13 protein-coding genes are annotated in these 13,916 nt (G+C 59.9%); 4 read left to right on the top strand and 9 right to left on the bottom strand.

Annotation, left to right across the window (positions count from 1 at the left end):
* Positions 1-175 precede the first annotated feature (175 nt).
* Together AB7M29_RS30830 and AB7M29_RS30825 are read left to right on the top strand one after the other, a co-directional pair.
* Positions 176-496, top strand: coding sequence for a hypothetical protein (locus tag AB7M29_RS30830; protein WP_052967118.1), 321 nt, complete (start codon positions 176-178; stop codon positions 494-496).
* 106 nt (positions 497-602) lie between these two features.
* Positions 603-1,382, top strand: coding sequence for a YdcF family protein (locus tag AB7M29_RS30825; RefSeq protein WP_454248651.1), 780 nt, complete (start codon positions 603-605; stop codon positions 1,380-1,382).
* A 118-nt stretch (positions 1,383-1,500) separates the two neighbouring features.
* Here AB7M29_RS30825 and lnt read toward each other — a convergent pair whose 3' ends face one another.
* From lnt to miaB, 5 genes are all read right to left on the bottom strand, one after another.
* Positions 1,501-3,024 (bottom strand): apolipoprotein N-acyltransferase, encoded by a 1,524-nt coding sequence (gene lnt, locus AB7M29_RS30820; protein WP_454248650.1) that lies wholly within the window; start codon positions 3,022-3,024, stop codon positions 1,501-1,503.
* An 8-nt stretch (positions 3,025-3,032) separates the two neighbouring features.
* Complete coding sequence (locus AB7M29_RS30815; protein ID WP_030129528.1) at positions 3,033-3,872, bottom strand: HlyC/CorC family transporter; 840 nt, start codon at positions 3,870-3,872, stop codon at positions 3,033-3,035.
* Between the two features lie 5 nt (positions 3,873-3,877).
* The gene (gene ybeY, locus AB7M29_RS30810; protein ID WP_454248649.1) at positions 3,878-4,372 is read right to left on the bottom strand and encodes an rRNA maturation RNase YbeY; all 495 of its coding nucleotides are present in this window, start codon (positions 4,370-4,372) and stop codon (positions 3,878-3,880) included.
* Positions 4,365-5,381, bottom strand: a complete 1,017-nt coding sequence (locus AB7M29_RS30805) for a PhoH family protein (protein WP_217858151.1) — start codon at positions 5,379-5,381, stop codon at positions 4,365-4,367. The genes ybeY and AB7M29_RS30805 overlap by 8 nt, the downstream gene beginning before the upstream one ends.
* Before the next feature lie 224 nt (positions 5,382-5,605).
* Positions 5,606-6,934, bottom strand: a complete 1,329-nt coding sequence (gene miaB / locus AB7M29_RS30800; protein WP_454248648.1) for a tRNA (N6-isopentenyl adenosine(37)-C2)-methylthiotransferase MiaB — start codon at positions 6,932-6,934, stop codon at positions 5,606-5,608.
* Between the two features lie 134 nt (positions 6,935-7,068).
* Between miaB and AB7M29_RS30795 the strand changes: the two genes are divergently transcribed.
* The gene (locus tag AB7M29_RS30795; RefSeq protein ID WP_007894425.1) at positions 7,069-7,398 is read left to right on the top strand and encodes a DUF1820 family protein; all 330 of its coding nucleotides are present in this window, start codon (positions 7,069-7,071) and stop codon (positions 7,396-7,398) included.
* Positions 7,399-7,510: 112 nt separating this feature from the next.
* Here the strand turns inward: AB7M29_RS30795 and AB7M29_RS30790 are convergent, their stop codons facing one another.
* From AB7M29_RS30790 to AB7M29_RS30775, 4 genes are all read right to left on the bottom strand, one after another.
* Positions 7,511-8,065 carry a tetratricopeptide repeat protein gene (locus AB7M29_RS30790; protein WP_008070087.1) on the bottom strand — a complete coding sequence of 185 codons (555 nt, stop codon included), beginning with the start codon at positions 8,063-8,065 and terminating at the stop codon, positions 7,511-7,513.
* A 224-nt stretch (positions 8,066-8,289) separates the two neighbouring features.
* Positions 8,290-9,573 (bottom strand): glutamate-1-semialdehyde 2,1-aminomutase, encoded by a 1,284-nt coding sequence (hemL, locus tag AB7M29_RS30785; protein ID WP_052967419.1) that lies wholly within the window; start codon positions 9,571-9,573, stop codon positions 8,290-8,292.
* 18 nt (positions 9,574-9,591) lie between these two features.
* Positions 9,592-10,215: a thiamine phosphate synthase gene (thiE, locus tag AB7M29_RS30780; RefSeq protein WP_217858150.1), complete on the bottom strand. Its 624-nt coding sequence runs from the start codon at positions 10,213-10,215 to the stop codon at positions 9,592-9,594.
* Positions 10,216-10,247: 32 nt separating this feature from the next.
* Positions 10,248-11,045, bottom strand: a complete 798-nt coding sequence (locus AB7M29_RS30775; RefSeq protein ID WP_019581334.1) for a hydroxymethylpyrimidine/phosphomethylpyrimidine kinase — start codon at positions 11,043-11,045, stop codon at positions 10,248-10,250.
* A 427-nt stretch (positions 11,046-11,472) separates the two neighbouring features.
* Here AB7M29_RS30775 and AB7M29_RS30770 point away from each other — a divergent pair, with 427 nt between their 5' ends.
* Positions 11,473-13,848 carry a hybrid sensor histidine kinase/response regulator gene (locus AB7M29_RS30770; protein WP_217858149.1) on the top strand — a complete coding sequence of 792 codons (2,376 nt, stop codon included), beginning with the start codon at positions 11,473-11,475 and terminating at the stop codon, positions 13,846-13,848.
* Positions 13,849-13,916: the final 68 nt, after the last annotated feature.

Below are 13,916 nucleotides of genomic sequence, written 5' to 3'. Positions count from 1 at the left end.
GTTACAGGAAGCGCCGTAGCATACATGACCGCACTCTACCGAGGGAAACCCTGATTACACGCAAGGAGGCGGCCAATACCCGCTCCGAGGGCCGTTGGTCGCGGCACTCAGCCGGTTTTTTCAGCGAGGCTAAGCTCTAAAAGGGGAGTGAGTCTTATCTTCAATGAGGTGATGGATGGTTGAGTCACAGCAAAAAGTTACAAAACCGGAGCTGTACGAAAAACTGATAGACCGTCTCGCGATGGCCCTGGATACGGCCAAAACAGCCGGACGGCTGCGTGATGAGCGTCCCCTGGAGCTGGAACTGCGTGGCTTGAGCCCCGCAGAGTTTGAACTGGTCAAGGCCTATCTGGATCGTAGTGAACGTGAAACGCACGGATGCTTGTCAGCAGCAGTGAAGCAACTCGAGGCACCACGTTCGGCCAAGATCATCTGGCTCAAGGATAAGGCACCCGGCAAAGGCGCGGTAAAGGTCCGGTCGTTGCAATTCAAGTAAGGGCACTTGAAGCCATGGGCTATGGTTTTTTGAAGCAAAGTCCTTCCACATTTGTTGTCGCAATGCGTCAACCCACCTAGGCTTCGGGCATCTATGGAGATGCCCGATGCCTTTTCGTTATTTCATTAAACAACTTCTACTGCCGCCCGGCATTTTATTGCTACTGCTGGTGCTTGCCTGGTGGTGGCGCCGCTCAAGGCCGAGGCTGGCGGGGTTGTGTTTCATCCTTGGCGTGGGCGGCTTTTGGTTGATGAGCCTGCCGGTGGTGGTGGAGTGGAGTGCCAAGGCCCTGGAGCGAGAGCCGCCGCTGGCGCGCGAGGAATGGGCAACTTTGGGCCAGCGCGCCGATGCGATCGTGGTGCTGGGTTCAGGGCGTGAGCGTGGCGATCCGGCCTGGGGCGTCGACCAGCCGACTGGCGTAGGCCTGGGGCGCGAGCGCTATGCCGCGCGCCTGGCCAAGGCGTCCGGCTTGCCGATTCTGACCAGTGGCGGCCTGCATTACGGCACGCCACCTACCGAAGCGAAGCTGATGGCGGACTCATTGCTCGATGATTTTGGTGTGACGGTGCGCTGGCAGGAAGGGCGCAGCCGCACGACCTGGGAAAACGCGCAACTCAGCGCCCAGGTGTTGTTGCCGGAGGGGATCAAGCGGGTGGTGGTCGTGACTCAAGCCTGGCACATGCCGCGAGCGGTCTGGAGTTTCCAGCAGGCCGGGTTTGAGGTGGTGCCCGCGCCAGTGGGGTTTTTAGGCGTGGACAATGCCCGGCCGCTGGGCGGCTGGATGCCGGAATTCAAATCGATCTGGCAGAGCGGGCAGTTGATGAATGAGGCGGTGGGGCAGCTCGGGTATTCGTTGTTTTATCGAGGCGATGTTGAGGTTAATTGATATCGTGCCTGTGACGCCGCCTTCGCGAGCAAGCCCGCTCCCACATTTAAACTCTGTCGTTCACACATTATGTGTTCACAGAGGATCAAATGTGGGAGCGGGCTTGCTCGCGAAGCTTTTAAACGGTTTTCGCCATCCGGTTGGCCACGAGCGCCCAACCAAATAACAACACGCAAACGATGATCAACGGCCACGAACGCCATTGCAGGTACGGCGTCAGGTTGTGCATCGGCACCACTTCGCCATACAGAATGCCTTGTTCGAACTGCGGGATCTGCGCAGTGATCTGACCAAACGGGTTGATCAGGCCGGTCACGCCGTTGTTGGTGGCGCGGATCATCCAGCGGCCGGCTTCAAGTGCGCGCATCTGTGCCATCTGCAAATGTTGCAGAGGGCCGATCGAGGTCCCGAACCAGGTGTCATTGCTGATGGTCAGCAGCAAATCGCTGCGGGCGGCGAGGCCGGCGGCGAATTCCGGGTAGACCACTTCGTAGCAGATGAACGGCGCAATCTGATAACCCTTGGCTTGCAGCAGCGCCTGATCGGCCGGCCCACGGGCAAAGTCGGACATCGGCAGGTCGAAGAAAGCGATCAGGCCGCGCAACACTTCCTGCAATGGAACGTATTCGCCGAACGGCACCAGTTTCTGCTTCAGATAAGTGCCATCGCCTTCACCAACAACGGTAATGCCGTTGAAAAAGCGCTTCTCATGATGGACTTCCTGGCGAATCGGTACGCCGGTAATCAGCGCCGATTTACGCTCGGCGGCGAAGCTTCCCATCATGTTCAGGTAGCCCTCGGCGGACTCCTTGAGCACCGGGACCGCCGTCTCCGGCCAGATCAGCAGGTCGACGCGTTTGGAGCTGAAACTCATATCGCGGTACAGCGCCAACTGCGCATTGAGCTGCGAGGGGTCCCACTTCATGCTTTGTTCGATATTGCCCTGAATCGCCGCGACGCTCAGGGGGTCGCCCGCCGGGCTGGTCCAGGCATGTTCCTTGAGCGCCATGCCGGCCACCCATGGGCCAGCCAGCAGTAGCACGCCGACAGCGATGAAGCCTTTACGGCCAGTGCGCACCAATCGTGCAGCGTTGTAGATCAGCGCAGCCGTCAGGGCCAGGGTGAAGGAAATCAGCCACATGCCGCCGACAGGCGCGAGCCCGGTCAGTGGACCATTGAGCTGGCTATAACCGGAATAGAGCCATGGGAAACCGGTAAGGAACCAGCCGCGAAAGGCTTCCTGACCCACCCACAACGCCGCAAATGCCAAGGCATCGGCCAGCGGCGCTTCGTTACGGCGCAGCCAGCGCGCCCAAATCCAGGCGGGCAGGGCAAAGAACCAGGCAATTGCGGCGGTGAAGAGCAGCATCAAGAAGCCGGCCAGCAGCACCGAGGCGCCGCCGAAGTTGTGAATGCTGTAGTAGATCCAGCTGGTGCCTGCGGCAAACAGGCCGAAACCGAAACACCAGCCACGGCCCAAGGCCTGGCGGGGGCTCAGTTCGCGCAGCCCGGCGTAAAAGAAACCGACCGCCAGCAATGCCAGCGGCCAGATATCGAACGGCGCCAGGGCCAGGGTGGTGAGTGCACCGGCTGCCACGGCCAGCAGGTTACCGGGCCAGCCGGGGCGGGTTACGCGAAGCATGTCAATCCTTAACGGGCAATGGGCGACAGACGCAGCAAATGAATACGACGGCTATCGGCATTGAGGATGCGGAAGCGGTAGGCGCCGATTTCAGTGATTTCGTTGCGTTTTGGCAAGTGTCCGAACGCGCTCATCACCAGGCCGCCGACGGTGTCGAATTCGTCGTCGGAGAATTCGCTGTCGAAGAACTCGTTGAAGTTATCGATCGGCGTCAGGGCCTTGATCAGGAAGTCACCGCTGGGCAGCGGCTTGATGTAGCTGTCTTCTTCGACGTCGTGCTCGTCTTCAATGTCGCCGACGATCTGTTCCAGCACGTCTTCGATGGTCACCAGGCCAGCCACGCCACCGTATTCGTCAATGACGATGGCCATGTGGTTATGGTTGGCGCGAAACTCGCGCAGCAGCACATTCAGGCGCTTGGACTCGGGCACGAACGTGGCCGGGCGCAGCAGATCCTTTATGTTGAAGCTGTCGCCGTTTTCCTTGAGGATCAACGGCAGCAAGTCCTTGGCCAGCAACACGCCCATCACGTCATCGTGGCTTTCGCCGATCACCGGGTAGCGGGAGTGGGCCGAGTCGACCACGGCCGGCAGGAACTCGCGAGGTGTCTGGGTCGCCTTGATGCTGATCATCTGCGAGCGCGGGACCATGATGTCCCGCACTTGCAGGTCTGCAACCTGGATGGCGCCTTCGACGATGGCCAGCGCTTCGCTGTCCAGCAACTTGTTTTGATGTGCATCGCGCAGCAGCTCCAGCAGCTCCTGGCGGTTCTTCGGCTCGTGGGCAAAAGCCTGGGTGAGCTTACCCAGCCATGACTTCTGCCCGTTGCTCGATCGATCTTCGCTCATAGCGATTACTCTGAATCCTTTGTTGTTACGATTGGGGATGTGTCTGTTTCGTCGTCCGCATAAGGGTCCGGATGACCCAGCTCTGCAAGCAACGTTCGTTCCAGTGCTTCCATTTCTTCGGCTTCGTCATCATCTATATGGTCGTAACCAAGCAGATGCAAGCAGCCGTGAATGACCAGATGCGCCCAGTGGGCCGTTAATTCCTTGCCTTGTTCCGCCGCTTCGCGCTCGACCACTGCTACGCAGATCACCAGATCGCCAAGCAAGGGAATGTCGAGAAATTCATCGGGAACATCGGCCGGGAACGACAAAACGTTGGTGGCGTAGTCTTTCTGCCGCCAGGTGAAGTTCAGTTCGCGGGCTTCCTCCGCGTCGACCAAACGGATGGTCATTTCGGAGTCGGCAGTACGCTGGCGCAGGGCCAGTTCGCACCATTGACGGAATTCGGCTTCGCTTGGGGCAGACGCTTCGGTAGCCAGTTGCAGATCAAGCTCAAGCATCGGGGCGAGTGTCCTTGGGAGAGAACTTCGCCGGTTCGTCGGCTGTGCGATTTTCGAAGCGCTCGTAGGCTTCGACGATGCGCTGCACCAGCGGATGGCGCACCACGTCCTTGGGCATGAAGTGCGTGAAGCTGATACCCGGTACGTCTTTCAACACCTCGATCACGTGATGCAGCCCGGACTTGGTGCCTTTCGGCAGGTCGACCTGGGTGATGTCACCAGTGATGACGGCGGTGGAACCGAAGCCGATCCGGGTCAGGAACATCTTCATCTGCTCGACGGTGGTGTTCTGGCTTTCGTCGAGGATGATGAAACTGTTGTTCAGCGTACGACCGCGCATGTAGGCCAGCGGCGCGACTTCGATCACTTGACGCTCGATCAGCTTGGCGACGTATTCGAAACCGAGCATTTCGTAGAGTGCGTCATAGAGCGGGCGCAGGTACGGGTCGATTTTCTGGGACAGGTCGCCGGGCAGGAAGCCGAGCTTTTCGCCCGCTTCAACCGCCGGACGGACCAGCAGAATGCGGCGAATCTGCTCACGCTCCAGCGCGTCTACCGCGCAGGCAACGGCCAGATAGGTCTTGCCGGTACCGGCCGGGCCGATGCCGAAGTTGATATCGTTACCGAGGATTTCCTTCACATAGCGCAGCTGATTCAAGCCGCGAGGGCGAATCATGCCTTTCTTGGTGCGCAAGGCGACGGACGGTTCGGCGGGGGAGTGGTTGTCCAGTTCCTCGACGGCCGATTCCTGCAGGAACAGGTGAACCATGTCCGGCGACAGCTCGGTACCTTTGGTTTCCCGGTACAGGCGGCGCAGCAGGTTTTCCGCGGAGGTGGTGTGCTTGGGTTCACCGATCAGTTCGAACTGATTTCCGCGGTTGCGGATCTCGATCGCGAGGCGCTGTTCGATCAAGCGCAGATGCTCGTCGAATTGCCCGCACAGATTGGCGAAGCGGCGAGCTTCAAAAGGCTCGAGGATGAAACGATGTGGTTCTATGGGTGCGTTCAAGGTCGTATTTAGCCGCCCAGGGGCAATTATGATGAATCAAGGATAGCGCCAGTCGCCTGGGTGCGAAAGCTCTTAAATAAGATGCCGGTTGGCGCTTGATCTGTGGCGAGGGGGCTTGCCCCCGTTCGGCTGCGAAGCAGTCGCGAAATATTCGGGATCGCTTCGCGATCCAACGGGGGCAGCCCCCTCGCCACAAAAGCCCGGCTCCCACAGATGACGAGGTGTTATTGGATCAGCGAGCCCCGCAGCGAGTGCGGTTGCGCGGCATCGATGTGCACATCGGCGAACTGGCCGATCAGGGTCGGATTGTCGCAGCGGAAGTTGACGATACGATTATTCTCGGTCCGGCCTTGCAGTTCACCGGGGTCTTTTTTCGAATAATCGGTTACCAGAATCCGCTGAATGGAGCCCACCATTTGTCGGCTGATCTCGAAACCTTGCTGGTTCAGGCGATGTTGCAGGGCGTTCAGGCGTTCTTTTTTCAGCGCTTCCGGCGTTTCGTCAGCCAGATCGGCGGCCGGAGTACCCGGGCGCTGGCTATAAACGAACGAGTAGGAGAAGTCGAAACCGACGTCTTCGATCAGCCTCATGGTCTGTTCGAAGTCTTTCTCGGTCTCGCCCGGGAAGCCCACGATAAAGTCAGAGCTGATGCAGATCCCCGGCACGGCGGCCCGCAACTTGCGCAGTTTGGATTTGTACTCCAGCGCGGTGTGGTTGCGCTTCATCGCCGCGAGGATCCGGTCGGAACCGGATTGCACCGGCAAATGCAGGTGTTTCACCAGTTCCGGTACGTCGGCGTGGGCCTGGATCAGGCTGTCGGAGAATTCCAGCGGGTGCGAGGTGGTGTAGCGAATCCGGTCGATGCCATCGACGGCGGCCACTACGCGGATCAGTTCTGCCAGATCGGCCAGGCGACCGTCGTGAGTGGTGCCGCGATAACCGTTGACGTTCTGCCCCAGCAAGGTCACTTCGCGCACGCCGTTTTCGGCCAGGTGAATGATCTCGGCAATCACGTCGTCGAATGGTCGGCTGACTTCTTCACCGCGCGTATATGGCACTACGCAGAAGGTGCAGTACTTGCTGCAGCCTTCCATGACCGACACGTAAGCGCTCGGCCCGTCGATGCGTGGCTCGGGCAAGTGGTCGAATTTTTCGATTTCCGGGAACGAGACGTCGACTTGCGGCAGCTTGGTCAGGCGCGCGGCGTCGATCATTTCCGGCAGGCGATGCAGGGTCTGCGGGCCGAATACCACGTCCACGTACGGAGCGCGATCACGGATGGCCGCGCCTTCCTGGCTGGCCACGCAACCGCCGACAGCGATGACCATGTCAGGGTTGGCCAGCTTCAATTCGCGCCAGCGGCCCAGCTGGGAATACACCCGGTCCTGGGCGCGTTCGCGGATCGAGCACGTGTTGAGCAGGATCACGTCGGCATCTTCAGCACGAGCGGTGACTTCCAGGGCCTGATGTTCACCCAGCAGATCGACCATGCGCGAGCTGTCGTACTCGTTCATCTGGCAACCGTGGGTTTCGATGTAAAGCTTCTTGGCCATGGACAGAGTCATCACGTGATTCAAAGAACCGCGCATTATAGGGAACATGCACCAAGGTTCCTACCGTTGCGCGTCCGACGGCTATGCTATAGTTCGCGCCCTCATTTTTATCCCCGATGTGTTACCCGCCCACCATGACCAAACGTGAAGCTCCAATCTACAAGGTGATTTTCCTCAATCAGGGCCAGGTGTACGAAATGTATGCCAAGCAGATCTATCAAAGTGATCTGTGGGGCTTCCTGGAAGTGGAAGAGTTCGTCTTTGGCGAGCGCACGCAAGTGGTCGTCGATCCGAGCGAAGAGAAGCTCAAGGCTCAGTTCGAAGGCGTTGTGCGCAGTTTTGTGCCGATGCATTCGATCGTGCGCATCGACGAGGTCGAACGCCTCGGCACCCCGAAAATCAGCGAAGCCCGCGGTGCGGTCGGCAATGTCATGCCGTTTCCGATGCCGATGCCTGAGAAGTAGTCTTCGAGACCGGGTGGCTCACTTCGCGGGCAAGCCTCGCTCCTACAGGCCAGCGCTGCCCTTGTAGGAGCGAGGCTTGCCCGCGAAGAGGCCAGAAAGACCAACGCAGAATTTAAGGCAGTGGCGAAAACGGCGTGCGCCCATCGGCGCTCTGCAATTCCATCAGGTATTTACGGAAAATTTGCCCCAGCACCTGGGTAGCGACTTCCAGATCTTCGCGGGGCATTTTTTCGGCGACTTCGTCGGCGGTGTCCAGCGCCTCTTCGGCACCGTTGACGGCGGCCATTTTCAGCACGATATACGCCTGAACATTATTGGCCGGTACGCCTTCACCGTGGAAGAACATGGTGCCGAGTTTGAATTGCGCCTGGGCGTGGCCTTGCAGCGAGGCCTTTTCGAAGTAACTCAGGGCTTGATTGAGGTCGCGGGGCGCGTTTTTGCCGTCGTAGTAGAACTCACCCAACTCGTATTGCGCTTGCGCATCCCCTTCATCCGACGCTTTCTGACAGGCGGCGAGCGCTTGCGTCAGGTCTTGCGGCTGAGTATTGAGGGTGCAGCGACCCATCGCCGGGATCAACAACGAGTTGCCGCCTGCTTGTGCGAGCGCGAGCAGGGGCTGAAGGAGCAACAGGCAGCCCAATGCAAGGGTGCGGCCGGTGCGGTTCATGGGAATCGACTTACCTCTGAGGGGCGCGTGGACCCATCGAGGGATCCAATAAGCGCGCATTATGAAATAAGCAGGGCCAACCTTACAAAGTCTTTACTCGTTTTTCTGCTGCACGGGGAATATATCGCCCACTTTGCGGGGGATTATTGGCAGATGAGTAGGAAAAAGGACGCGAATGTAGGTGAAAGCTGACGCTGGCAATAGCCAACGTCAGCGTCGCAGCTTTATTTCAGTGCGGCGAATGCACGCTCGGCGGCGTCCAGTGTCAGTTTCAACTCGGTTTCGCCGTGGGCGATCGAGGTGAAACCGGCTTCAAAGGCGCTTGGCGCCAGGTACACACCGCCTTCGAGCATCAGGTGGAAGAAACGCCCGAACAGGCCGGCATCGCTGGCCATCACATCTTCAAAGGTCACGATGTCGTCGGCGCCGCTGAAGTACAGGCCGAACATGCCACCCGCCTGAGTGGTCACGAACGGAATGCCGGCGGCGTCGGCGCGCTGTTGCAGGCCATCGAGCAGACGGCTGGTGTAGTCGCTCAGCTCGGCGTGGAAACCAGGACGACTGATCAGGCGCAGAGTGGTCAGGCCCGCCGCCATCGCCAGCGGGTTACCCGACAACGTGCCAGCCTGGTAGACCGGCCCCAGTGGCGCGATTTGCTCCATGATCTTGCGTTTGCCACCGAAGCAGCCAACCGGCATGCCGCCACCGATGATCTTGCCGAAGGTGCTCAGGTCCGGCGTGACGCCGTAATGGGCTTGGGCGCCACCGAGGGCGACACGGAAACCGGTCATCACTTCGTCGAAAATCAGCACCACGCCGTGCTTGTCGCACAGGGTCCGCAGGCCTTCGAGGAAGCCCGGTGCCGGCGGTACGCAGTTCATGTTGCCGGCCACTGGCTCGACGATGATGCAGGCCACGTCCTGGCCGACTTCGGCGAGCATGGTTTCTACCGCGTCGATGTCGTTGAACGGCAGGGTCAGGGTGTGTTTGGCGAACGCCGCCGGTACACCGGCAGAACTCGGCACGCCTTGGGTCAGGGCGCCGGAACCGGCCTTGACCAGCAGGCTGTCGGAGTGACCGTGGTAGCAACCTTCGAATTTGATGATGCTGTCACGGCCGGTGAAGCCACGGGCCAGGCGGATGGCGCTCATCGTCGCTTCGGTGCCGGAGCTGACCATGCGCACCATTTCCATCGACGGCACGATCGAGCAGACCAGATCGGCCATTTCGGTTTCCATCGCGGTCGGGGCGCCGTAGGACAGGCCGTGTTCCAACTGTTTGCGCACCGCGTCCAGCACGTCCGGATGGCTGTGGCCGAGAATCATCGGCCCCCAGGAACCCACGTAATCCACATAACGCTTGTCGTCTTCGTCGGTGACGTAGGCGCCTTCGGCGTGTTTGAAGAACAGCGGCGTGCCGCCAACACTCTTGAACGCACGAACAGGCGAGTTCACGCCTCCGGGAATGTGTTTCTGGGCATTGGCAAACAGGGTTTCGGAACGAGACATGATCGGGCTCTCAGAAAATCAGGATTTGAATAATTCATTAAAGGCGCGGGCGCGGCGCGTTACTTCAGCCGTGTTCTCGGCGCCAAACAGACCATGCACCACCGCCAGCAAGTCGACCCCGTGGGCCACCAGTGGCGTAGCGTTGTCCAGAGTAATGCCGCCGATCGCGCAGATTGGCAGGTGCAGTTTGCCGCGAGCCTGATCGAGCAGATCGAGGCTGCAGGCCGGTGCGCCGGGCTTGGTGTTGGAGTTGAAGAAGCGGCCGAAGGCGACGTAGCTGGCGCCTTCTTTGGCGGCTTGTTCGGCGAGTTCGAGTTGCGCGTGGCAGGTCGAACCGATGATCGCCTGACGACCGAGCAGTGCGCGAACCGGCATCAGCGGGCCATCGGTCTGGCCCAGGTGCACGCCGACATTCAAGCGTGCGGCCAGTTCGGCGTCGTCGTTGATGATCAGATGGGTCTTGTAGCGTTCGCACAGATCGCGCAGGGCTTCGGCCTCACGCAGGCGACGGGCCTCGTCGCTGCTCTTGTCGCGGTATTGCAGCAGGGTGACGCCGCCTTCAAGCGCCGCCTCCACGTACGAAAGAAATTTCCCGGCCAGTAACTGGCTGTCGGTAATGGCGTACAGGCCACGTAGTTTCATCGGACAAGCCTCACCGCAATACTAATAAAAAGTTACGAACAGAAGTCCAGTGGCAAGCGGCGCGGCACGAACTGGCCTTTGCCCAGCTGCTCCGCATCACGCAAGGTGCGCCAAGTGTAGTCAAGCGCGCTCTGTACGGCACTGGCAAGGTGTTCACCCTGGGCCAGGCGACCGGCGAGGGCGCTGGCCAGCGTGCAACCGGAACCGTGATAGCTGCCGGGCAAGCGCTGGCAGGTAAAGGTTTCGCGGCGACCGTCGCGGCTGTACAGGCGATTGTGTATCTCGTGTTCGTCGCCATGACCGCCGGTGATCAGCAGGTGTTTGACGAACGGCAGGAGTTTTTCAGCGCACTCGTCCGCGGTGCCTTCGGGCAGTTCTGCGAGGATGCGGGCTTCGGGAAGGTTGGGGGTGGCAATGATCGACAGCGGCAACAGGCGTTCGCGCATGGCGTAGCCGACCTCGTCCTTGCCCAGTCGTCCACCGCCACCGGCGCGCAGCACCGGGTCGCAGACCACCGGCAAATGCGGGTGCGCTGAAAGCAGTTCGACCACGGTGTCGACCATTTCCAGGGAACCGAGCATGCCCAGTTTGACGGCGGCGACTTCGGAGTCGTTGAGCACGGCGTTGGCTTGGGCCAGCACCCACTCGCGATCGAGAACGCGGAAGTCAGTGACGTTGACGGTGTCTTGCACGGTCAGGGCGGTGACGGCCGGAGCCGCATGACAGCCCTGAGCGAGCAGGGCTTCGATATCTGCCTGCAAGCCGGCGCCACCACTTGGGTCGTGGCCGGAGAGACAGAGGACAACGGGGCGAGAGCTGTAGATATTCATGGTGCGCGAGCTTACCACCAAACATGTTTTTTCGGGTGTTGTGGCCGCCATCGCGGCCGATACATTGTGGTGGGGGGCTTGCCCTCGTTCGGCTGCGAAGCGGTCGTAAACCGGCCGATGCGGTGTTCCTGGCAGAAGGCAAAGGGGGCGCTTCGCACCCCAACAGGGGCAAGCCCCCTCGCCACAAGTAATCGCTACGCGCTGAGGCATTGTCACAACCTGACCAAGCCAACAGCTCTAACTCAATGCATAGAGCTGGAACGCTTGTTCTAGAGCCTTTGCAGGAAAAATTTCAATGGTGTTCAATGGCCATCAACGGCTATGCTAGAGTGGATCCAAACCAATAACAGGTAATACCGGTTTTACGTCTACTCAAAAGGAATGGGGGGCTTCCTGACAGAACCGGACAGGCCACGCTGGGGCTTAAATGCGCTATTTGCTGATGTTGCTGTTGTGCTTGCCCCTCCTGGCGAGCGCCGTCGAATTCGACGAGTTCACCCAGAGCCTTCCCCTGGGCCGAACGATGCAGGTTTATGAAGACGCGGGCGGTCAGGCGACCATCGCCGATGTCCGTGCGCAAGCGGCGGCCGGGCAGTTCAACCCTCACGATAAAGCCACCCTCAACGCCGGTTATTCGCGTTCGGTGTTCTGGCTGAAAATCGACTTGCAGTACCGCCCGACCAACCCGTCGGCACAACAGACCTGGTTGCTGGAGTTGGCCTATCCGCCCCTCGATCACCTCGATCTCTACTTGCCCGATGCTGGCGGTGACTATCAATTGGTCCGACAGACTGGCGATGCATTGCCGTTTACCACTCGCGAGATCCGCCAGAACAACTATCTGTTCGATCTGAACTTCGCGCCTGGGCAGGCGCAAACCGTGTACCTGCGTCTGCAAAGCGAAGGGTCGGTTCAGGCGCCCGTCACTTTGTGGTCGAGCACCGCTTACCTCGAACAGCAGCCGACCCGGCTCTATGTGCTGGGGCTGATTTACGGTGTGTTGCTGGGGATGCTGGTCTACAACCTGTTCATCTATCTCAGCGTGCGCGACACCAGCTACCTCTATTACATCGTCTATATCGCCTCGTTCGGCTTGTATCAGCTGTCGGTGAATGGCGCGGCCGTGGAGTATTTCTGGCCAAACAATCCGTGGTGGGCCAACGCTGCGACGCCGTTCTTCATCGGCTGTTCAGGATTGTTCGGCAGCCAGTTCGCCCGCAGCTTCTTGCAGACGGCCACCCACAGTCGCTGGCTCGACCGTTTGCTGCTGGTGTTGATTGCGTTCAGCGCGCTGGTGGTCGGGTTGTCATTGATGACCAGTTACGCCCTGGCCCTGCGTCTGGCGACATTGCTGGCATTGGTCTTTACCGTGGTGATTTTCGCCGCCGGGATTTTCGCCTGGTGGCGTGGCCTGCGGGTCGCGCGGTATTTCATCATTGCCTGGTCGGCGTTCCTGCTTGGGGGCATCGTCAATACCCTGATGGTGCTGGGTTATTTGCCCAACGTATTCCTGACCATGTACGCCAGTCAGATCGGCTCGGCGATCGAAGTGGCGCTGCTGTCCCTGGCCCTGGCCGATCGCATCAATGCCATGCGTGAGCAACAGGCTCAAACGCTGTTCGATGCCGGCCAGAAGCTCGAAGTGCTGAACCAGCAACTGGCTCACAGTAACAAGCTCAAGGACGAATTCCTCGCCACCCTGACCCACGAACTGCGCACGCCCATGAACGGTGTTATCGGTTCGCTGGAGTTGATGCAGACCGTCGAGATGAACCCTGAGCTGGAGCAATATCAGCAAACGGCTGCCGGTTCGGCGCGGGACATGATGCGCATGGTCAATGGCATCCTCACACTGACCGAATTACAGGCCGGCAAGCTCAAGGTCTACCCGGACACATTCAGTTTGCGCGGTGTGGTCGAGGCCTTGCGCCTGCAGTTCGATGGCAATGCATCGAGCAAGTCGCTGGACTTCAAGGTCGAGGTTGCACCGGGGCTGCCGGATCGCTTGCACGGCGACAGCGGCAAGCTGACGCAATGCCTGGAATGCCTGCTGGATAACGCGATCAAATTCACCCGGATCGGCGGATTGGCGCTGCGGGTGACGGGCAAACCTGTGGCGCCCGATCGGCTGGCGCTGTCCTTTGCGGTGATCGACACCGGCATTGGTTTTACCGATTTGGACGAGGCAACGCTGTATCAACGCTTCTTCCAGCTCGACGGCTCGATGACCCGTGAATACGGTGGTTTGGGCGTTGGCCTGGCCATTTGTCGGCAACTGGTCGAATTGCTCGGCGGGCGCCTGAGCCACCGCTCGGAACCGGGACGCGGCAGTCGCTTCCAGCTGGACGTCGAATTCGAGCTGCCGATGGAATCTGCGCCTTCGATTATCCGGCAAACCTCCCACCTGCGTTTGCCCCAGGACTGCACGGTGTTGCTGGTCGACGACAACAGCATCAATCAATTGGTGATGCGTGGCATGTTGCTCAAGCTTGGGTTCCGCGTGCGCACCGCCGACAGTGGCATCGCTGCGCTTGATCACTTGCAGCGTGAAACCGTTGATGCGGTGCTGCTCGATTGTCAGCTGCCGCCACTGGATGGCGCCTCGATCTGCAGCCGGATCCGCGCCTTGCCGGGTTGCGCCGAATTACCCGTGTTCATGATTGCCCTGAGTGCGGACCGGGCCTATTGCCCGAGCGACACCTTGGTCGACTACCTGAGCAAACCGGTGAAATTCGCGGATCTGCAGGCGGCGCTTTATCGGCGGGTGCTCTGTCCGGGGCAAGGCGAAAGCGCCGACAGTTAGGCAGATATGCCACTTTGTTCAACCTCGGGGCGGTGCTTAACTGAAAGTCCCTTGGCTGACCAAAGGAG

This window comes from Pseudomonas sp. F-14 TE3623, assembly GCF_053629015.1.
Note: the sequence above shows the minus strand (reverse complement) of the source record. Positions and strands in the feature narration are given on the sequence as shown.